The sequence below is a fragment of the Variovorax guangxiensis genome (genome assembly GCF_003952165.1).
GTDB classification, from domain to species: Bacteria; Pseudomonadota; Gammaproteobacteria; order Burkholderiales; family Burkholderiaceae_C; genus Variovorax; species Variovorax guangxiensis.
The window spans coordinates 268,103-288,112 of record NZ_RXFT01000003.1; the positions used below are offsets into that span (position 1 = coordinate 268,103).

The window sequence follows — 20,010 nt, forward strand, 5'->3', positions numbered from 1 at the left end:
CTTCCTGCCTCGCACGCGGTGCGGGGCTTTCTCGTTTCCAGGGAACTGATCTCATGCCTCTGCCCCATTCATCGCTGCCGCTTGCCGGCGTGCGCGTTCTCGATCTGTCCCGCATCCTCGCGGGCCCCTGGTGCGGCATGGTGCTGGCCGACATGGGCGCCGAAGTCATCAAGGTGGAGCACCCGGGCCGCGGCGACGACACCCGCGACTGGGGCCTGCGCGTCGGCAAGACCGAGACCGCCTACTTCAACAGCGTGAACCGCAACAAGCGGTCCGTCACGCTCGACCTGCAGACGCCCGAGGGCCAGCAGCTCGCGCGCGATCTCGCGAAGCAGTGCGACGTGGTGATCCAGAACTTCAAGTTCGGCGGCATCGACAAGCTGGGCCTGGGCTACGAGCAGCTCAGCAAGGAGAACCCGCGCCTCGTCTACTGCTCGATCTCGGGCTACGACCGCACCGGCCCCGAGGCCGCACGCCCCGGCTACGACCTGGTGGTGCAGGGCGAGGCCGGCCTGATGGCGCTCAACGGCGAGGCGAACCAGCCGCCGCTGAAGTTCGGCGTGGCCGCCGTCGACCTGTTCACCGGCATGTACTCGGCGCAGGCCATTCTTGCCGCGCTCTACCAGCGCGAGAAGACCGGCAAGGGCCGGCACGTGGAGATGGCGCTCTTCGACTGCGGCCTGATGATCACCGCCTACTACGGCCTCGAAGCGCTGCTCATGGGCGAAGACCCGCCGCGCTACGGCAACTCGCATCCGTCGATCGTTCCCTACGGCGTGTTCGACGCGGCCGACGGCCCGCTGGTCATCACCGTGGGCAACAACGCGCAGTTCGCGCGCTTCTGCACCGAGGTGATCGAGCGGCCCGACCTCGCGGCCGACGAGCGCTTCAAGACCAACATCCTGCGCTCGGCCAACCGCGCCGCGCTGCTGCCCGAGCTGCATGCCGAGCTGGCGAAGCGCCAGCGCGCCGACCTGCTCGCGAAGCTCACCGCCGCGGGCATCCCCTGCGGCGAGGTGCTGGGCCTGCTCGAAGCGCTGAACTCCAAGCGCGCCACCGAGGCCGGCCTCGTGACCACGCAGCCGCACCCCGTGGCCGGCACGGTCAACGTGCTCGCGCCGCCCTACCGCTTCGACGGCGAGCGCCTGCCGGTGCGCAGCGCGCCGCCCACGCTGGGCGAAGGCACGCACGACGTGCTGCAGTCGCTGCTGGGGCTGTCGGACGAGAAGCTGGCCGCGCTGAAGGCCGGCGGCGTCGTCTGAACGCACGCATGAATGAACGAACCGAATCCTGAAGAAATGAAGTCCATGGCCTCTCCCGCTTTCCGCCCCCTGCGCCGCGCGCTCCTCGCACTCGCCCTGCCCCTCGTCTCCGGCGCGGCCTTCGCCCAGGCCTGGCCCGCCAAGCCGATCACGCTGATCGTGCCCTTCCCGCCCGGCGGCCCCACTGACGTGGCTTCGCGCATCGTGGCGCAGAAGATGTCGGCCTCGCTCGGCCAGAGCATCGTGATCGACAACCGCAGCGGCGCCTCGGGCACCGTGGGTGCGGCCACCGCGGCGCGCGCGCCGGCCGACGGCTACACCTTCGTGACGCTGGCCACGCCGACGCTTCTGGCCTCGCACCTCTACGGCCCCACCGGCTACGACATCTTCAAGAACTTCACGCCCGTGGGCAGCATTTACGATCTGCCGATCGTGCTGGTGGTCAACCCTAAGTCGTTGCCCGACGTGACCGGCGTACAGGGCCTGATCGCCAAGGCCAAAGCCGAGGGCGGCAAGCTCAACTACACCAGCGCGGGCGCCGGCAGCTTCGGCCACCTGACGACCGAGCAGCTCAAGACCATCGGCAAGTTCGACATGCAGCACGTGCCCTACCGCGGCAGCGCGCCGGCCGTGACCGACCTGATCGGCGGCCAGGTGCCCGCGATGTTCTCCGACCTCGTGGGCGTGCTGCCGCACGTCAAGGCCGGCAAGCTGCGCGCCATCGCGGTCGGCTCCGGCCAGCGCGTGAGCCTGCTGCCCGACGTGAAGACGGTGGCCGAACAGGGCTTCCCCGGCTTCGACGCCACCTCGTGGGGCGGCCTGCTGGCACCGGCCGGCACGCCCAAGGACATCGTCGAACGCATGAGCGCCGAGCTGAAGAAGGCACTGGCCGACAAGGAAGTGCAGGACAAGCTGCAGAGCGTCGGCACCTTCGCGGCCTACCGCACGCCGGAGCAGACGGGCGTGCGCATGCGCGAGGACTTCGAGCGCTGGGGCAAGGTCATTCGCGACAACCACATCACGAACCAGTAGAACCACCGGGCCGGCAGGGCGACGACATCAAGGAGACAAAGACATGACGCAGAAGTACGAGAACAACTACAGCACCCCGGTCGGCGCGCCATTTCGCCCCGCCCTTCCCGTTCGCAGCCTCGCCGACATCCGCAAGCTCGAGGAAACGCCGCTTGAACAGGCGCTCACGGTGCGCAGCACCTACGAGATCTTCCGCAACGCCGGCCATGCCTTCGGCGACAAGACCGCGCTGACCTTCCTGCGCACCGGCAACCCGGCCGACGAGCCGATCCGCTGGTCTTATGCCGAGCTGCTCGCGCGCATCCACCAGACCGCAAACATGCTGCACACGCTGGGCGTGGGGCCGGACGACGCCGTGGCCGTGCTGCTGCCGGGCTGCCTGGAGTACCACCTGGCGCTCTGGGGCGGCGAGGCCGCCGGCATCGTGCAGCCGCTGAACCCGCTGCTCACCGACGAGAAGCTGGTCGCGCTGATGACCGCCGGCCGCGCCAAGGTGCTGATCGCCTACGGCTCCGATGCGGAGTCGGGCATGTGGTCGAAGGCGATGCGCCTGCGCGGCCAGGTGCCCACGCTAACCACCGTGCTGCGCGTGGCGCCGCACGACGAGGCGCCGGGTGCGGCAGGCACACTGCCCGATGGAGTGGCCGAATTCGACGTGCTGCGCGCCGCGCAGCCCGACGACCGCCTGGTGAGCGGCCGCGACATCGCGCCTTCGGACATCGCCGCCTACTTCCACACCGGGGGCACCACCGGCGCACCCAAGCTGGCGCGCCACAGCCACGGCGCGCAGGTGTTCACCGCCTGGGCCAGCGTGCAGGTCGCGGGCATGAACGAGAACGGCATCTCCATCAACGGCTATCCGCTGTTCCATGTGGCGGGCGTGCTGCCGGCGTCGCTGTCGTCGCTGTCGGCTGGCGTGGAGGTGATCATTCCAACGCCCTCGCTGCTGCGCAACAAGGAGGTGCTGGCCAACTACTGGAAGCTGGTGGCGAAGTACCGCCCCACGTCGCTGTCGGCCGTGCCCACCGTGCTCGCGGCGCTGGCCAACGTGCCGCTGGACGGCGCGGACATCTCGTCGATCACCTACTGCCGCACCGGCGCCGCCGTGCTCGCGCCCGAGCTGGCCGCGCGCTTCGAGCGCCTGTTCGGCCTGCACGTGCACGAGAGCCTGGGCATGACCGAGATGGCCGGCATCTCGACCATCACACCGCCCGGCGTGAACGGGCCCGCGGGCTGCGTGGGCTTTCGGCTGCCCTACATGCAGATGCGCGTGGTGGCGCTCGACGAGAACGGCAACGCGACCGACCGCGAGATGCCGCGCGGCCAGCAGGGCATGGTGCTGTTCAAGTCGCCCAACGTGTTCTCGGGCTTCGTCGACCCTGCCGACAACGCCAAGGCCTTCACCGCCGACGGCTGGCTCGCCACCGGCGACCTGGGCTGGATCGACGACGAGGAGCGGCTCAACCTCACCGGCCGCTCGAAGGACCTCATCATCCGCAGCGGCCACAACATCGACCCCAAGACGATCGAGGACGCGCTTGGCGCGCACCCCGCCGTGCAACTGTGCGCCGCAGTGGGCGCGCCCGATGCCTACGCGGGCGAACTGCCCGTGATCTTCGCGACGCTGGTGCCCGGCGCCTCGGCGACCGAAGAAGAGCTGCTCGCCTTCACCTCGGCGCGCGTGGACGAGGCGCCCGCACGGCCCAAGTGGGTGTCGGTGATCGCGACCATGCCGATGACCAACGTCGGCAAGATCTACAAGCCCGAGCTGCGCGCGATGGCCGCGCTGCAGGTGGTGAACGCCGCCGTCGCCGAAGCCTGCACCGAGCTGGGCGTGCCCGAGGCCGCACGGCCCGTGGTGAAGACCGAGGGCGAGAGCCTCGTGGTCGTACAGATCGACGGCGCTGCGGCGGGCACGCTGGCCGCGCCGCTGCAGGAGCAGCTGCACAAGGCGCTGGAGCCCCTGCCCTTCAAGACGCGCATCGCAACGCAGTGACGGAGTAACGGCGAGCCGACGATTTTTTGAAACCAAGACCGAGAGACAGAGACAAGCCATGACGACCTTCCGCCTTCCGAACCGCCGCGCCCTGCTGTGCGCCGCCGCTTCCGCCGCCACGCTGTGCGGACTGCCCGCCGCGCAGGCGCAGGCCCCCTACCCCAACAAGCCCATCCGCATGGTCGTGCCCTTCGCAGCAGGCGGCGCCACCGATGTGCTCGCACGCGTGATCGGCCAGAAGATGTCGGCCGGCATGGGCCAGCCCGTCATCATCGACAACAAGCCCGGCGCGGCCGGCATCATCGGCACCGACGCGGTCGCCAAGGCTGCACCCGACGGCTACACCATCGTGCTGGGCCTGAGCAATTCGCTCATGACCAACGAGTTCCTCTACGAGAAGCTGCCCTACGACACCGCGCGCGACCTCACGCTGGTCTACCAGATCGCGGCGGCGCCGCTGGTGCTGGTGGTGCACCCGAGCGTGTCGGCCAAGACCGGGCCGGAGCTTCTGAAGTACGTCGTCGCCAACAAGGGCAAGGTGGCCTACGGCTCCTACGGCATCGGCGCGTATCCGCACCTGGCCGGCGCGCACATGAGCCTGGCCACGCAGTCGGACATGAGCCACGTCGCCTACAAGGGCGAGGCGCCGATGATGCAGGACCTGATCGGCGGCCAGATCCAGATGGCCTACGCCAGCGCGCTGGTGGCCAAGCCGCACATCGATTCCGGAAAGATCCGCGCCATCGGCGTGAGCGGCGAGCGCCGCATGAGCACGCTGCCCAACGTGCCCACGCTCGCCGAGCAAGGCCTGAAGGACGAGGCCTACCGCGTGACCGGCTGGCTCGCCATCGCGGCGCCCGCGAAGACGCCCAAGCCCATCGTGGACCGCATCGCCGACGAAGTGCGCAAGGCCACGCAGCAGCCCGACGTGCGCGAGCGCATCGCGGCCATGGGCTTCGAGATCAAGGAAAGCTCGCCCGAACTCTTCGCCACCGCCTGGAAGGCGGAGCGCCCCGTGTGGGAGCGCCTCATCAAGCAGTCGGGCGCCAAGCTCGAGTGAGCCCTGCGCTCGCCCATTCATTTCTTCTTCATTCAAAGGAACAGCCATGAAGGTTCTGGTGCCCGTCAAACGGGTCGTCGATTACAACGTGAAGGTGCGCGTGAAGAGCGACGGCACCGGAGTGGACATTGCCAACGTCAAGATGAGCATGAACCCCTTCGACGAGATCGCCGTTGAAGAAGCGGTTCGGCTGAAGGAAAAGGGCGTGGTCACCGAAGTGATCGCCGTCTCCTGCGGCGACGCCAAGTGCCAGGAGACCCTGCGCACCGCCATGGCCATCGGCGCCGACCGCGGCATCCTGGTGGAAACCGCCGAAGAACTACAGCCCTTGGCCGTCGCCAAGCTGCTGAAGGCGCTGGTCGACAAGGAACAGCCTTCCCTCATCATCCTCGGCAAGCAAGCCATCGACGACGACGCCAACCAGACCGGCCAGATGCTGGCCGCGCTGGCTGATCTCCCCCAGGCCACCTTCGCCTCCAAGGTCGAAGTCGCAGGCGACAAGGCTACCGTGACCCGCGAAGTCGACGGCGGCCTGGAAACCATCTCCCTGAGCCTGCCCGCAGTCATCACCACCGACCTGCGCCTGAACGAGCCGCGCTACGTGACGCTGCCGAACATCATGAAGGCCAAGAAGAAGCAGCTCGACACGGTCAAGCCCGAAGAGCTGGGCGTGGACGTGAAGCCGCGCCTGAAGACCCTGAAGGTCGCCGAGCCGCCCAAGCGCGGTGCCGGCATCAAGGTGCCCGACGTTGCGACGCTGGTGGACAAACTGAAGAACGAAGCGAAGGTGATCTGAACATGACCGCACTTGTTATTGCCGAACACGACCACGCCAGCATCAAGCCGGCCACCCTCAACACCGTGACCGCAGCGCTGGCCTGCGGAGGCGACGTCCACGTGCTCGTGGCCGGTGCCAATGCAGCCGAAGCGGCCAAGGCAGCGGCACAGATCGCAGGCGTTTCGAAGGTCATTGCGGCCGACAGCCCGAGCCTTGCTGAAAACCTCGCCGAGAACGTCGCAGCTCAAGTCCTGGCCATCGCTGGCAACTACAGCCACATCCTGTTCCCCTCGACCGCCAACGGCAAGAACGTCGCTCCGCGCGTGGCCGCCAAGCTCGATGTGGCGCAGGTCAGCGACATCACGGCCGTGGTGAGCGCGGACACCTTCGAGCGTCCGATCTACGCCGGCAACGCCATCGCCACCGTGCAGAGCAGCGACGCGACCAAGGTGATCACCGTTCGCACGACCGGTTTCGATGCGGCAGCCGCCACGGGTGGCAGCGCAGCCGTCGAATCGGCAGCAGGCGTGGCCGACAGCGGCAAGAGCAGCTTCGTGGGCCGCGAGGTCACGAAGAGCGAGCGCCCTGAACTGACGGCAGCCAAGATCATCGTCTCGGGCGGCCGTGCGCTGGGCAGCGCAGAGAAGTTCACCGAGGTGATGGCGCCCCTGGCCGACAAGCTCAACGCCGGCCTCGGCGCCAGCCGTGCAGCCGTCGACGCGGGCTACGCCCCGAACGACTGGCAGGTGGGCCAGACGGGCAAGATCGTCGCGCCGCAGCTGTACATCGCAGCGGGCATCTCGGGCGCGATCCAGCACTTGGCCGGCATGAAGGACTCCAAGGTGATCGTGGCGATCAACAAGGACGAAGAGGCCCCGATCTTCTCGGTGGCCGACTACGGCCTCGTCGCCGATCTGTTCACGGCCGTGCCGGAACTGGTGAAGGCGCTGTAGGAGCCGCCGAAAGCGGGTCGCCTTTCTGACAAGGGCACTCGTGCGGGCAAGCGGGCAGGAAGTCGATTTCTGCCCGCCTCAGTTTTTCGCCCTTCAGGCTCGCGCGCGGGTCGTATGCATATCCTTTCGACGACAGTTCGACGCGCGCTGGGCTGAGCTGAAGCTCCTGGAATATTCTTGCTGCAGCTTTGGCTCGGTCGATTGCCAGCGCTTTCGCGTGCCGCTCGCCAATTTCAGCAGCGCCTCCGATGAAGAACTTCTCGTGATTCGGGTAGCGCTTTCGGAGCATGTCGATCCACTCTACAAGCCGAACTACCTGTTCGGTCGTCACCGCCGCCGAGTCGGTCGGGAAGTAGAGGTCGATCGATTTGACAGGACTGCAGGCGAGCGCGGGCAGCATGGGAAGCGCCATCAGCGCCGCGAGGAATTTATAGGCGGCCAAAGATTTCTCCAAAGACGACGTAGCCCGCAAGACTGTCCGCATTGGTTTTCATGCCTGCCGGGTTTGTCTTCACTGCCTCCAAAGACTGGGACAAATGATAGATGGTGTCGACGCTGTCAAAGCAGTCCGTGAAGTGCGTCACCTCGTGAATCAGCGTGCTCAGTTGCGAGTCCTTTTCAGATGACTTGGGTCGCAGGTCGCAAAATTCGAGCGCAATTGCAATCGTGTGGGTTGCGGTTTCGGGCTTGCAGACGGCAGCAACGACGCCGGGCGAAGTATCGAGCGTGCAGGAAAGAAACTTCCCCGTCTCTTTCGACATACGCACGAAGTTCTTTTCTTCCAGCCCTCGCAAAACCTGCACACAGGCAGCCAAGCCTTTTTGCAGATACTCGCGCATCGATGAATCGGCGACGCCAAACCAGAGCTTGACGCGAGATTGTGCTTCCTTGTCCCAGCGGGCCAGTTCCGGCAACCGTCTTTTTGATATCAGTGCGACGGCCAGATCGCGCAGTTCAAGCATCCGCTCGGCGAACTCCTTGTTTGTCATGCTGGGGCAGATGTTTTCAGTTTGCTCCGCCTCGGCGGGATGCGCGACAACCTCGTCCACGATCTTCTTCGATGCGGCAATCTCCTGGTCATGTGCAACCGCGTGAGTCGATGCCATCGATGCCACGCTCGACTCTGCTCCCACGGCGTACCACGCGCCGTCGTCGTATGTGGCTGTCTGCTGCAATGTAGAAAGGATCGGCTGCGGCACCGGGCAATGGCAGATCACTACGTCGCCCTCCAGCGCCGCCTCGGAGATGAATTCAGGCCGACGCGGGCCGCCAGCCTTGGCAATGATGCCCACGCTGTTACAGCCCTCGCAATACGCCCTGCCGCCGATCAGCGCAACGCGATGTCCATACAAGTCGAGCATCGGGCCGTCGTAAGGCAACACCCGCCCGCCAGCGGCCGGCGGATCGCCGACCACGAGAATTTTTCGCTCCATCGACACGTTCCCTGAGTGATTGGAACGCTGGTTGTATTTCGCCCGCAGAGACAACACTGTTGTCAATCGCAAGCTGAGCGGACCTAAGTCACGGTGTCGTGCACGTTCACGATCCAAGAACGTGTTCAACGTTTTCTGAGCAGAACGAGCAGGAATGCCAGGGGAACGAACTGCAGGCTGGTGTTGAGCAGCAGCTCGCAGTTCTTCCACGGCCGCCCGCGCCTTTCCAGCCACGCAAAGCCGCGTTCAACGACCTGATAAAGCGCTGGGCCGGCCAGGTCCGCTTGCGACGCATTGTGGAAGCTGCATTTTTTGGCAGTCTCCGCGAGTTCGTGCTGTAGCAGCGGCTTCTTCGCCGGCTTCTTCTCTAGAGTGAATGCCCCTGTCACTCGATGCCCCGCCAAGGGGAGCAGAAAGGCCCGCACACCAATCCACCACCCAGATGTTTGAAGGCTGCTTGCCTCGCGGCAGGTTGTCGGTGCGAAAGCGCTGATGCAGATGCGAGGTATCAAAAGGCGACGGCCAGGGTGTTACGAGCACCCCGGCCGTCTAACCAAGTTCGTGCAACACCTACGAGAGGACCGCACAAAAATGGCTACCAAGACTATAGCCCGGCCAACTACGCCGGTAGCTTCCGCAGAAACCGCCCAACAAGACCCGGCGGATCTTCTTGAGAACACCCTTACCCAGCTTGAAGCTCTACTGTGGGTCTGCCACGGGGAAGAGATTGATTGGTGCAGCGGTGATGGGCCTCGGCAACTGAACAATCTGCTTTGGCTTGCGGCTGAGATGGCGCGTAAGGCCGGGGAGTTGTTTCAGATGAACGAGAAGGCGCGATGTGAGGTGCCTGAGACCGGCGGTTAGTGGCTGGTCTGCGGGCCGCGAATTCGCGGCCCGCCTGGGAATGGGAGCGAAGTTGAGGGAATACCGCACTTGGGCTGTCTCAAAGCCAGTCGCAGTCGGCCACTTTCTGACGTATGCAGGCGTTCAGCTCACGAGCGCGTCTGAGGTGGTCGTGAGATAGGTCGTGGCGATCATGCTCTCAGTCCTTCGCGGCCTCTTCTGCCAACTCTTTCTGCACTTGAGCAATGGCAGCGCTCACGCGTCGCTTGAATTGCGCGGTCTGCGCCTCAAGCAGAGTCGTGTCGCCTTCTACCTGTAGCTCTTTGCGGGCCAACGTCATGATCCGTGCAAGGCGATCCATCAGTACGGCGCTTCGTGCAACAACAAAGGTGAGGTACGCGCTCCGCAGCCTGCCTTCCTCCGCCAACTCGTTGTTTCGCTCGACCCGGCCCTGGTTGATGCCCGCATTGGCACTAGCAAGCAAGTTGGAGATCATGCGCTGCTTCTGGTCTTGGCTGGGTTCAGGGTACGGCACGAAAGTTCTCGCGGCGACTAGGTACTGCTCGCGCTCCGACTCAAGCTGCTGCAGCTTGGTTTCGATGCGAGTAACCCTCTTCCTTGCGAGCCAGATCGGACGGCACTGCATCATTGCCTGGAAGAAGTGCTCGTTGATTTCTGCCTGCAACTCGCGCACTTCAAGGACGGTGCCGACCTCCGCCCACAGCCAGATCTTGTTAACCGTCGCGTTCATGCTCGAAAGCTCTTCGATGTCGGGACCGGCCTCGCTCATGTCCCTGCTTGGGAGGTCACCGATGAGGGATGCCGTCTTCTTATAGTCGTCAATGAACGTGTCGAAAAGGTCTTTGCGTGACTCAAGAGTGCGGTCAAGGCGCGCTTGCTCGCGATCACTCTCAACCTGCCTCGCGGCGGCTTCTCGCGCTTCCTTGAGTTGCCTGTTCGTGTTCCAGACTTGGTAAGCGGTCGTCACGAGGAGAGCGAGGCCCGTGAGGACGGGCCCCCACATCGCAGGTTCAAGGCCGAGGTACATGTTGTCCTGTGACTTCGGCGGCAGTTGGATGGTGATAGCTTGCGTTGCGGGGATCAGTGACGTAATTGAGTACGAAGACACGGCCGGCACAGGTTGGGTTGCTACATCCATCAAGTCTTCTCCCGAGCCTTCGCGAGGCCCTTCTCAAGTCGGCTCAACAAGTCCATAAATGCAGCCGTCTCCTCCTCGATCTGCTTATCGATCCCCAGGATACGCATGCGCTCTCCAACGACCGAGAACATGAGCCCGCTCACTAAGTTCATGACCTTCGCCAGTTCCATGATCGCCAGAATGACCGCCTCGGGACCATGCATGAAGATGGCTGAAACTTCGAACTTGTCGTCTCCCTTAGGTATCACCTCCGAGCTAAGCTGGATGCCCTCGACGTTCGGATGGGCACCGAGGTCGATGGACTTCTCATACGCCTCACTCAGCGCGGGGCCAACGCTGGGATGCTCCGCGACAACTTCTTGAATGAGAGGCCCCCATGCAAACAGCTTCCGTGAAGCCTTACGGCCGGCCTCATCATCGGCGCGACCAAGCCACGCCACTCTGTGCTCGTCCGACGTCGCGCACTTCCAAGCGTACACCGAAGACTCGATGATGCTGCGGAGCAGAACAGTGCTTTCAAATAGCTGGCCGCTCATCGCAAGGCGGCAAGCGCCGCGGAAGGTACCGAACGCCCGCATGAAGAGTTGCGCAGACGGGCGGCGAGTCGCGTCGACCTCGTGGAATAGGTCGGTTGATCGCATGACAAGTGCATGATCAATGCGAATAAGCACCTCAACCCACTCTGGAATAGCCGCAAACGACGCAAGAAGCTGCTCCTCGGTGAGCGCCAAGAAGTCGGTCAGCGCGTCGCGCCTCCATCGCTCAGGTACTGCTCGCCGATCTTCGTAGCGACTCAGCGCATTAACGCTGCCAACGGTCGTCGTAACCATCACGCTTCCTTCCCTGCCAATGCGTCGCGGACCTCACGGAGGCGGCGAAGCAGGAAGTACCACAAGTACGGGATAGCGAACACCATGAGGAAGAAGACGGCCACGACATACCAAAGGTATGGTGCTCGCCTTCGGGCCTCTTCCAGCAAGTCTGAGATTTCCTGCTGCACCCCCACAAGCGGCTTGCGTTGCTCGCGCAGCTCGTCAATCTCCAAAACGTTGCAGAACAGGCGGATGTCGAGGCCGGAACGCTGCCGCTCACGCGCACCTTCAGCTTCGCATCGCTCGATGGCCTGCATTGTCTGCCGCGTGAGTTGCCAGTCCCGGAAGTAGCCGAAGCCACACAAGACGATTGCGCCGATCAGACCCACGATAAGCGCACGGATTCCCTTGACCATGCCTCGCTCCTCGCTGTTTTGTCAATTTTACGAGGTCGGGGTCAGGTCGAGCACATTCTGCGTCGCTTACTTGGGCCGTTGCTTCTTGAATTCGTTGCTTCCGCGGCGGGCTTTGGCCGCCATCTGTCTTTCCTCGGAGGTCTTGTGCATCGGAGGGGTCAGAACGGCTTGGCTCGTCGCATGCTGCCTGTGGAATAGGGGAGCAGCTAGATCAAGGACACCGTAGCGACGCATCGCGTTCACGAATGACCGTTTTGAAGAGATCAATGTCTGCTTTGGGCCGAGGCTGCGTGAAAACAACACGGTCTAACCCCGACGTCGATCTCTCAGACCGCCCTAGGATCGATGATCGCGATATCAAGAATGGCTTGAGGCCCCTCGAAAACTTCATCTTCACGAGTTTTCACAAAGCCTCGGCCCTTTGCAGTCTCTACTGCTTCTCCGAAACGGTCGAAAGGGATTCTTCACAAGGACGTTCTTGACACCGCCATCGCGGATAGTCGGACTATTCGCAGCCGAGCAATGGACATGTACCTTTTAAAGCTCTAAGTGCTCGGTAAACTGAGATGTGAAAACGGATCGCCATAGCTCCAAAAAGTGCCACCCTTGTAGGTGTCCGGCATTTTTGGGCCAAAGAGAGCACTACGCATAGAAAGATCGACCGACACATGCTCATTGTGAGCTGCATAGTGGTAGAGCTGCAGGGCCAAGAACTGCGCTCCAATCGCGTTCAGCGCAGCCTCAAGCGTGGCATTCGAAAAATTCGCAGAGCGCTCGTGCTTCAACTTGTTATAGCTCTTGCTCCACCAATCGGGCCGTTGGCTAGTTGTCCATCCTTGCCAAGGCTTTAGAGCTAGTTGGTAACGAGCTATGGCTACCTCACACTGTGTGAGCAGCGGGTACGCGTTCATCAAAATCGGAAAGTAATCGGTGATCTTCTCCGCCTTGGAAGAGGGGGCTAGTCGCTTGCAAAGTTCCTGAAAGATCGAATCGACCTCTGCGGAAGCAAGGACGATTAACTTCGCAAATTCGTTTGAATAACACAAAAAATTATTTGGTGAAAACTCTACATACCGCGAGCAGGCGACGAGTTCGGCCTCGACCGCCAGAAAATAGTTCCAGTGCTTAGGTGTTGTTGGCACGTCCAAACTCCAAGTCGTATCTAACACCTGATTGTTCCACTCTCGCTTCGAACTCATGCAAACGGGTTGAGACTTCAGACAAGGTTGGTCACGTCCGACGTAGAAGATGGTCACATCTGATAGGTGGGGACCACTAGCAACCTGTCGAAGTCGTACCTACAGCGTGTACTTCCACAGATTCAAGTCCAAGTACCCGGCAAGCTGCATCTGGCTCAAAGACTTTTGATCTTCTTGCATAACGCGAATGATGCGCCGAACAATCGCGGGAATCGCGTACGCACACCGGACAGTCACGGGCAGTTCAGAAACGACCCGCGCAATTTTGTTTCCGTTGTACTTTTTCGGAAAGTCGCGCTCAGCCTCCCAGATTTTGCGAAGCTCCTCGGAAGGCATATGCACTGGGATATCGTCTGCCCAAACGCTACTTGAAGTACGAGGTCCCTCCAATAAATGCGGAGAAGGTGGGGATAACCTGATTTTCTCCGTTTGGTGGGTGTGATCGCCCAAATGCAGCTCATCCTCGATGAGTGCTCTCAGTATCTCGCGCGCGTCGACTCCACTCTCATCAAGGTCCAGCATGTAGAACCTCAGGCGCTCGTTGGAGTAAAGCATGCGAATGAGCGTTTGGATGCGTTGCTCCCGGCTCTTCTTGTAACGCAGTTCGCGCCGCAAACGCATCCTTTTGGTCCGAGCGGCGATCGACATGGAGGACGAACGCAACAACTCTTGCAGTTCTTTCTCCATCGCATCTGTTTCGCGCTGGCGAACGATCACGCGACCGGTGGGCCAATCATGAAGGTCCTCACCGAGTTCGGCAACGGCAAAGTGCCAGTCATTTCCAGTGAGTTCAAGCTTGCCGTCATTCGCGTACCAAGTCGCGAGTAATGGGGAAAACTCATCTTGACCTCCCCGGATCGGAAAGTGCTTTTTTGCGACTTGCTCAAAACGAGCAACCCTGCGAACGAGCTCGGGCCAAAAAAGGACTTCAACGATAAATCCCCCGCGTTTTCTCCTAGCTTCATTGAGCATCCGGACGTGCGCTTGCAACGCTTCGTCTGGAATCGCAGTCGTCAGAAGGTAAAACTCTTTCAGCGCGGGAGTGAAATTCTCGGCTTCGTCGATCTCATGGTCGATTTCCTTGATGGTGAGTTTCTTCACCGGCCAGCGGGACTTCTTCTTGCACTGCAGGCCTACAGGGTAGATGCTCCCGCGTGACGCGACGATGTCCACACCATGCTGAACTTGCCCAGCTCTCCCATGTCGCACAAGGCGCGGGTCACCCCACATGGCCTCGAAGAGGTCGGCACATAGCTCTTCAAACTGCTCCCAGAAGCGGGGCGGCGGATACTCATACGCGACTAGGTCGGACATAAAACTTCGCTGGATCTGGTGCTTAGGGCAGAGAACTGCCAAATTCAGACTGCGTTGTGATTAGCTCCCACACAGCCTCGGTCGATAGTACGCTTTGACCGGTGCCGCCGAGCATCCGCGCCCCGTCTAAAGCAAGCATCAAATGCGGTCACCCCCAGAGCCAACCGAGGCCAACAACACCCCTCGAATCTCTGCTTATCCATCGCCGGTGTCTCATGGAAGCTCAGTAGTACGCCTCCACGTGCCCATCTGCAATCCACCGCGGCGCTCGAACCGCCAACCCCACAGCCGCACTCCCCGGCGCCCTGTGCACACGCCCCGAAAGCCGCTCCCAAAGCCCCGCCCCAGGCCGAGCGGCTAAGGAAACCCCCGATACATGAATGGTCATGGACCCCCTAGCATCGGTAACAGTTTCCCTGTCGAGGTGTACGGCACGCGTCCCGGCGTCCGCCCGGTGACATGGCGTTCGTGCGTGCCTCACTGACCATCCTGCGATGACAACTCCACCCGAGTCCGGCCCAACGCTGGACGCCGCCAGCCCCCTTCCCCCCGACATCGAAGCCGCAGACGAACCGACCAAGGTTCCCCTTGCCATCGAGGACTGGCTCACGGTCATCATCATGGGCGCGCTGGCGCTCATCACTTTTGCCAACGTCATCGTTCGCTACTTCACCGATTCTTCCTTCGCCTGGACGGAAGAGTTCTCGGTGTTCCTCATGATCATGCTGGCGCTGGTGGCCGGCTCGGCGGCGGTGGCGCGCGACCGGCACATCCGCATCGAGTACTTCTCCGAAAGCGGCTCGATGGCGCGGCGCAAGCGGCTGGCGCAGTTCGGCGCGCTGATGATCGCGGTGCTCTTCACGCTCATCGGCGCGCTCAGCATCCGCATGGTGTGGGACGACTACCGCTTCGAAGAGACGACGCCCGGCATCGGCCTGCCCTCCTGGTGGTATTCGATCTGGCTGCCCATCGTGTCCTTCGGCATCGCGCTGCGGGCCGTGGGCCTCATGATCCGGCGCGGGCGCGAGACGAACTACGACTCGGACGGCAAGGGCGACGCATCGTGATCGCCACCCTGCTCTTCGTCGCCTTCGTCGTGATGATGCTGGTGGGCGTACCCATCGGCGCCGCGCTGGGGCTTGCGGGCGCCGCCTGCATCGCACTCGCCAACAGCGACGCCCAGTGGTTCGGCCTGCTGGCCGTGCCGCAGAACTTCTATGCGGGCCTGGGCAAATATCCGCTGCTGGCCATTCCGATGTTCGTGCTGGTCGGCTCCATCTTCGACCGCTCGGGCGTGGCGCTGCGCCTCGTGAACTTTGCCATTGCCATCGTGGGGCGCGGCCCCGGCATGCTGCCGCTGGTGGCGATTGCGGTGGCCATGTTCCTCGGCGGCATCTCGGGCTCGGGCCCGGCCAATGCGGCAGCGGTGGGCGCGGTGATGATCGCGGCCATGTCGCGCGCGGGCTACCCCGCGCCCTACTCGGCCAGCGTGGTGGGCGCTGCGGCGGCCACCGACATCCTGATTCCGCCTTCGGTCGCCTTCATCGTCTACTCGGTGCTGGTACCTGGCGCCTCAGTGCCGGCGCTGTTCGCAGCGGGCATGGTGCCCGGCGTGATGGCGGGCCTGGCGCTGATGATTCCGGCCGTGTGGCTCGCCCGCAAGCACAAGATGGGCGCGCTCGAGGCCACGCTGCCGCGCCCGCCTTTCTGGAAGAGCTTTCGCGAAGCGACCTGGGGGCTGGCTGCGCCGGTGCTCATCTTGGGCGGCATGCGCGCGGGCTGGTTCACGCCGACCGAAGCGGCCGTGGTGGCGGTGTTCTACGGCCTCTTCGTGGGCATGTGTATCCACCGGACCATCAAGGTGCGCGACCTGTTCGTCATCTTGCGCGAGTCGGGCGAGCTCTCGGCGGTGATCCTGCTGGTGGTGTCGCTGGCGGGCATCTTCGCGTACTCGCTCTCGACGCTGGGCGTGATCGATCCGGTGACGCGCGCCATCGTGAACTCGGGGCTGGGCGAATACGGCATCCTGGCGCTGCTGATCTTGCTGCTCATCACCGTGGGCATGTTCCTCGACGGCGTGTCGATCTTTTTGATCTTCGTGCCGCTGCTGCTGCCCATCGTGCAGTACTACAAGTGGGACCCGGTGTGGTTCGGCGTGATCCTCACGCTGAAGGTGGCGCTGGGCCAGTTCACGCCGCCGCTGGCGGTCAACCTCATGGTGTCGTGCCGCATCGCGAAGGTGCGCATGGAAGAAACCGTGCGCTGGGTGGGCTGGATGCTGTTCTCGATGTTCGTGGTGATGGTGCTGGTCATCGTCTTCCCCGAACTGGCTTTGTGGCTGCCGCGCAAGCTGGGGTATTGAAATGCGGGCAGCCGAACGCAGAAGGCGCAAAAGTTTCGCGAAGGTCGCAGAAGGAAGACCAAAATTCTTCAGAACTTCTGCGACTTCTGCGAGACCTTTGCGACTTCTGCGTTCGGCTGTTCCGCTGTCCGTTTTTTGACAACGAGGAGATAGATCAGATGAAATTCCGCCGCACCCTGCTCGGCCTCGCAGCCGCAGCCACCGCCCTGGGCATGTTCTCGTCCGGCGCCATGGCGCAGGCCGCCTACAAGCCCGAGTACAAGATGTCGCTGGTGCTGGGCCCGCCCACGCCGTGGGGCCAGGCCGGCAAGATCTGGGCCGACCTGGTGAAGGAGCGCACGCAGGGCCGCATCAACATCAAGCTGTACCCGGGCGTGTCGCTCATCCAGGGCGACCAGACGCGCGAGTTCAGCGCGCTGCGCCAGGGCGTGATCGACATGGCCGTGGGCTCGACCATCAACTGGTCGCCTCAAGTGAAGCAGCTCAACCTGTTCTCCATGCCCTTCCTGATGCCCGACTACGCGGCCATCGACGCGCTCACGCAGGGCGAGGTCGGCAAGGAGATGTTCAAGACGCTCGACAAGGCCGGCGTGGTGCCGCTCGCATGGGGCGAGAACGGCTTCCGCGAGATCACCAACTCGAAGAAGCCGATCAAGTCGCCGGCCGACATCAAGGGCATGAAGATCCGCGTGGTGGGCTCGCCCATCTACTCCGACATGTTTACCGCGCTGGGCGCCAACCCCACGCAGATGAGCTGGGCCGACGCGCAGCCCGCGCTGGCCAGCGGCGCGGTCGACGGCCAGGAGAACCCGCTCTTCCTGTTCACGGTGCTCAAGATGCAGACCGTGGGCCAGAAGTTCGTGACCACCTGGGGCTACGTGGCCGACCCGCTGGTGTTCGTGGTCAACAAGGAAATCTGGGCCTCGTGGACGCCGGCCGACCAGGCCATCGTGCGCCAGGCCGCCATCGACGCGGGCAAGGAAGAGATCGCCATCGCACGCAAGGGCCTGGTGGAAGCCGACAAGCCGGTGCTGAAAGACATCGCCGGCATGGGCGTGACCGTGACCAGCCTCACGCCCGCCGAGCGCGCCGAGTTCGTGAAGGCGACGCGGCCGGTGTACGACAAGTGGAAGTCGACCATCGGCGCGGACCTGGTGGCGAAGGCCGAGCAGGCGATTGCTGCGCGCAAGAAGTAATCCGGGGAGTAGCGATAGCCGCCGCGCCTGCTGCTCAGGCGCGGTAGCGGCTGGGGTTCGCGCCAGCCACCTTCTTCATGAGGCGCCGCAGTGCCGTGGCGTCCTGATAGCCCACCGCCCCCGCCACCTGCTGGACTGTCATGCGGCTGGATTCGAGCAGCGCGCGGGCGCGCCGCAGCCTCACGCTCTGCACCAGCGCCTGGGTGCTCTTGCCGGTGGCCTTGTGGATGTGCCGTGAGAGCGTGCGCTCCGACATGCAGAACTCGCGCGCCAGTTCGCTCACTGCGGGCGCCTCGGGCAAGGCCGATTCGACGCGCGCCGCGAGCCGCGCCACCAGGTCGTTGCCGCTGGCCAGCACCTCCGCCGCGATGAACGGCGCCTGCGCCTGGCGGCCGTCGATCAACAGCATGCGCGAGACCAGATCGGTGAGCGCGCTGCCGCAGCGCTCGCGCAGCAGGTGCAGCATCAGGTCGGTCTGCGCGAAGGCGGCGCCTGCGGTGACGACGGGGCCGTCGGAGCAGACCATGCGGTCGGCATCGACGGTGCAGCCGGGTGCCATGCGTGCTAGCAGCGGGGCGTACCACCATGAGACCGTCGCGCGCCGGCCCTGCAGCAGGCCGGCGGCGTTGAGCAGGAACACTGCCGAGCACGAGGCCGCGACCTGGCCTCCTGCCTTGGCGTGGCGCGCGAGGGCGGCGATGGCCTTGGCTGTGTCGTCGCTTTCGAGGCATCGACGGATCTCGCCCGGTGTGTTGAGGCCGAGCCCCGGCACCACCCAGGTGGAGCGATCGTCGCGCGGGCGCACGGGCAGGCGCGTGGTGTCGAGGCTCATGCCCGCGCGCAACTGCACCGGTCCGCCATGCACCGAGCACAGCCGCCAGCGGGGCGGCGCGACGCCTGCGCGCGAGGCCATCGCTTCGGCCGCGCCGAGGACGTCTATCGTGACCGCGACGCTGGAGTTGAAGGCGCCTGGCAGCACCAGCACGGTGAAGTCATGCATCTGGAGGGTTGGCCGATAAAGCCTCAAAGGAGTCGAATTGGACACTGCCATTGTGGTGAAGCCGAACGTCCAATACAAGCTTCGCGGCTTTCGCAAGACCTGAACGGCAAAGGAACTCCATGTCACAGCAACGCCCCCTGACCGAAGACGACCCGCTCGACGACTTCACCGCGCGCCAGATCACGCTCGACGGCGTCGAGAAGAAGGTCTACGTCATGGGCCAGGGCCCGGCCGTGATCGTGATGACCGAGATGCCTGGCATCAGCCCGCACGTGGCGCGCTTCGCACGTTGGGTGCGCGATGCGGACTTCACCGTCTACATGCCGTCGCTCTTCGGCCGCGACGGCGCCGTGCCCGGCGCGGAAGAAGGCATCGCGGTGTTCAAGCGCGCCTGCGTGAGCGCCGAGTTCCGCGCCTTCGCGGCCAACGAGTCGAGCCCGGTCACGCAGTGGCTGCGCGCGCTGGCGCGGCTCGCGCACGCGGAGTGCGGCGGGCCCGGGGTCGGCGCGATCGGCATGTGCTTCACCGGCAACTTCGCGCTCTCGATGATGCTGGAACCCGCGATGCTCGCGCCGGTGATGTGCCAGCCCTCGCTGCCGATGGACAAGCCCGAGGCGATGAACATGGCGCCCGAAGAGCTGGCCGCAGTGCGCGAACGGCTGGAGCGCGAAGACCTGACCGTGATGGCCTACCGCTTCGAGGGCGACAGGCATTGCAGGGCGCAGCGCTTCGCGGCCTTCCAGCAGGCGCTGGGCGAACGTTTCGTGGCGCGCGTGCTGCCCGACAGCGCGGCCAACACCCGGACGCCGCCCTTCTTCGCGCAGGTGGTCGCGAGCCCGCACAGCGTGGTGACGGCGCACCTGATCGACGAGGTGGGACAGCCCACGGTGGCTGCGCGCGACGAGATACTGGCTTTCTTCGCGCGGCGGCTGCGGCCTGGTTCGAACAAGGGCTGAACAAGCGGCGTTTTCGCAACAGGCGGTGCGCGGCTTCGGGCCGCCGCGGATGAAACCTCTGCGCGTGCTTTGCGCACTTTCCGATTCGGTTGCGCGCGGGCTCTAAAGCCTTGGTCTACGCAACGTTGCGGGTGCTCGCGCAGCAGCCGAAAATGCGTGCGCGATCAGGTGTCCGCGGCGCGTGTTGCTCTGGCAGACTGACTTGAAAGGCGCACTCTTCTTCAGCGCCTGCAAGGAGG

Annotated in this window: 19 protein-coding genes and 1 pseudogene; 11 read left to right on the forward strand and 9 right to left on the reverse strand. The window is 63.8% G+C overall.

Translation table 11 applies throughout. The features are described from left to right. The first annotated feature begins 53 nt into the window (after window positions 1-53). The 6 genes from EJP67_RS09720 to EJP67_RS09745 are packed head-to-tail and all read left to right on the forward strand — an operon-like array spanning window position 54 to window position 7,081. Window positions 54-1,262, forward strand: a complete 1,209-nt coding sequence (locus tag EJP67_RS09720) for a CaiB/BaiF CoA transferase family protein (RefSeq protein WP_126021503.1) — start codon at window positions 54-56, stop codon at window positions 1,260-1,262. 45 nt (window positions 1,263-1,307) lie between these two features. Beyond that, window positions 1,308-2,294: a Bug family tripartite tricarboxylate transporter substrate binding protein gene (locus EJP67_RS09725; RefSeq protein ID WP_126021504.1), complete on the forward strand. Its 987-nt coding sequence runs from the start codon at window positions 1,308-1,310 to the stop codon at window positions 2,292-2,294. A 43-nt stretch (window positions 2,295-2,337) separates the two neighbouring features. Beyond that, window positions 2,338-4,290, forward strand: coding sequence for an acyl-CoA synthetase (locus EJP67_RS09730; RefSeq protein ID WP_126021505.1), 1,953 nt, complete (start codon window positions 2,338-2,340; stop codon window positions 4,288-4,290). Window positions 4,291-4,348: 58 nt separating this feature from the next. Then, on the forward strand, window positions 4,349-5,350 hold the full coding sequence (locus EJP67_RS09735) for a Bug family tripartite tricarboxylate transporter substrate binding protein (RefSeq protein ID WP_126021506.1): 1,002 nt from the start codon (window positions 4,349-4,351) through the stop codon (window positions 5,348-5,350). 46 nt (window positions 5,351-5,396) lie between these two features. Further along, the gene (locus EJP67_RS09740; RefSeq protein ID WP_126021507.1) at window positions 5,397-6,146 is read left to right on the forward strand and encodes an electron transfer flavoprotein subunit beta/FixA family protein; all 750 of its coding nucleotides are present in this window, start codon (window positions 5,397-5,399) and stop codon (window positions 6,144-6,146) included. Between the two features lie 2 nt (window positions 6,147-6,148). Further along, the gene (locus EJP67_RS09745) at window positions 6,149-7,081 is read left to right on the forward strand and encodes an electron transfer flavoprotein subunit alpha/FixB family protein (RefSeq protein WP_126021508.1); all 933 of its coding nucleotides are present in this window, start codon (window positions 6,149-6,151) and stop codon (window positions 7,079-7,081) included. On the opposite strand, the gene EJP67_RS09750 is transcribed toward EJP67_RS09745, so the two are convergent. The 3 genes and pseudogenes from EJP67_RS09750 to EJP67_RS09760 form a co-directional block, all read right to left on the reverse strand. Beyond that, on the reverse strand, window positions 7,047-7,523 hold the full coding sequence (locus tag EJP67_RS09750) for an OmpA family protein (RefSeq protein ID WP_165909593.1): 477 nt from the start codon (window positions 7,521-7,523) through the stop codon (window positions 7,047-7,049). The two genes, EJP67_RS09745 and EJP67_RS09750, sit on opposite strands and share 35 nt — an antisense overlap. Next, window positions 7,510-8,643, reverse strand: a complete 1,134-nt coding sequence (locus tag EJP67_RS09755; RefSeq protein WP_240650574.1) for a M35 family metalloendopeptidase — start codon at window positions 8,641-8,643, stop codon at window positions 7,510-7,512. The genes EJP67_RS09750 and EJP67_RS09755 overlap by 14 nt, the downstream gene beginning before the upstream one ends. After that, a pseudogene (locus tag EJP67_RS09760) lies at window positions 8,640-8,768 on the reverse strand (IS5/IS1182 family transposase); the annotation flags it as partial. The gene EJP67_RS09755 and the pseudogene EJP67_RS09760, both read right to left, overlap by 4 nt. A gap of 337 nt (window positions 8,769-9,105) precedes the next feature. Here EJP67_RS09760 and EJP67_RS09765 point away from each other — a divergent pair. After that, window positions 9,106-9,378 carry a hypothetical protein gene (locus EJP67_RS09765; RefSeq protein ID WP_126021511.1) on the forward strand — a complete coding sequence of 91 codons (273 nt, stop codon included), beginning with the start codon at window positions 9,106-9,108 and terminating at the stop codon, window positions 9,376-9,378. 178 nt (window positions 9,379-9,556) lie between these two features. On the opposite strand, the gene EJP67_RS09770 is transcribed toward EJP67_RS09765, so the two are convergent. The 5 genes from EJP67_RS09770 to EJP67_RS09790 form a co-directional block, all read right to left on the reverse strand. Then, window positions 9,557-10,516, reverse strand: a complete 960-nt coding sequence (locus EJP67_RS09770) for a hypothetical protein (protein ID WP_126021512.1) — start codon at window positions 10,514-10,516, stop codon at window positions 9,557-9,559. Further along, window positions 10,516-11,346, reverse strand: a complete 831-nt coding sequence (locus EJP67_RS09775) for a hypothetical protein (protein ID WP_126021513.1) — start codon at window positions 11,344-11,346, stop codon at window positions 10,516-10,518. The genes EJP67_RS09770 and EJP67_RS09775 overlap by 1 nt, the downstream gene beginning before the upstream one ends. Then, window positions 11,346-11,744: a hypothetical protein gene (locus tag EJP67_RS09780; protein ID WP_126021514.1), complete on the reverse strand. Its 399-nt coding sequence runs from the start codon at window positions 11,742-11,744 to the stop codon at window positions 11,346-11,348. The genes EJP67_RS09775 and EJP67_RS09780 overlap by 1 nt, the downstream gene beginning before the upstream one ends. A gap of 545 nt (window positions 11,745-12,289) precedes the next feature. Beyond that, a complete protein-coding gene (locus tag EJP67_RS09785; protein ID WP_206169476.1) occupies window positions 12,290-12,943 on the reverse strand; it encodes a hypothetical protein in 654 nt (217 codons plus the stop codon). A 99-nt stretch (window positions 12,944-13,042) separates the two neighbouring features. Continuing rightward, window positions 13,043-14,257, reverse strand: a complete 1,215-nt coding sequence (locus EJP67_RS09790) for a PDDEXK family nuclease (protein WP_126021515.1) — start codon at window positions 14,255-14,257, stop codon at window positions 13,043-13,045. A 494-nt stretch (window positions 14,258-14,751) separates the two neighbouring features. On the opposite strand from EJP67_RS09790, the gene EJP67_RS09795 reads away from it, so the two are divergent. The 3 genes from EJP67_RS09795 to EJP67_RS09805 all read left to right on the forward strand — a co-directional run bounded on the left by EJP67_RS09795 (window position 14,752) and on the right by EJP67_RS09805 (window position 17,815). Continuing rightward, window positions 14,752-15,324 carry a TRAP transporter small permease gene (locus EJP67_RS09795; RefSeq protein WP_126021516.1) on the forward strand — a complete coding sequence of 191 codons (573 nt, stop codon included), beginning with the start codon at window positions 14,752-14,754 and terminating at the stop codon, window positions 15,322-15,324. Then, window positions 15,321-16,619 carry a TRAP transporter large permease gene (locus EJP67_RS09800; protein ID WP_126021517.1) on the forward strand — a complete coding sequence of 433 codons (1,299 nt, stop codon included), beginning with the start codon at window positions 15,321-15,323 and terminating at the stop codon, window positions 16,617-16,619. Before EJP67_RS09795 ends, EJP67_RS09800 begins: the two co-directional genes overlap by 4 nt. 158 nt (window positions 16,620-16,777) lie before the next feature. Further along, the gene (locus tag EJP67_RS09805; protein ID WP_126021518.1) at window positions 16,778-17,815 is read left to right on the forward strand and encodes a DctP family TRAP transporter solute-binding subunit; all 1,038 of its coding nucleotides are present in this window, start codon (window positions 16,778-16,780) and stop codon (window positions 17,813-17,815) included. A gap of 34 nt (window positions 17,816-17,849) precedes the next feature. Here the strand turns inward: EJP67_RS09805 and EJP67_RS09810 are convergent, their stop codons facing one another. Next, window positions 17,850-18,815, reverse strand: coding sequence for a GlxA family transcriptional regulator (locus EJP67_RS09810; protein WP_126021519.1), 966 nt, complete (start codon window positions 18,813-18,815; stop codon window positions 17,850-17,852). Window positions 18,816-18,934: 119 nt separating this feature from the next. On the opposite strand from EJP67_RS09810, the gene EJP67_RS09815 reads away from it, so the two are divergent. Continuing rightward, on the forward strand, window positions 18,935-19,771 hold the full coding sequence (locus EJP67_RS09815) for a dienelactone hydrolase family protein (protein ID WP_126021520.1): 837 nt from the start codon (window positions 18,935-18,937) through the stop codon (window positions 19,769-19,771). The last annotated feature ends 239 nt before the right edge of the window (window positions 19,772-20,010 follow it).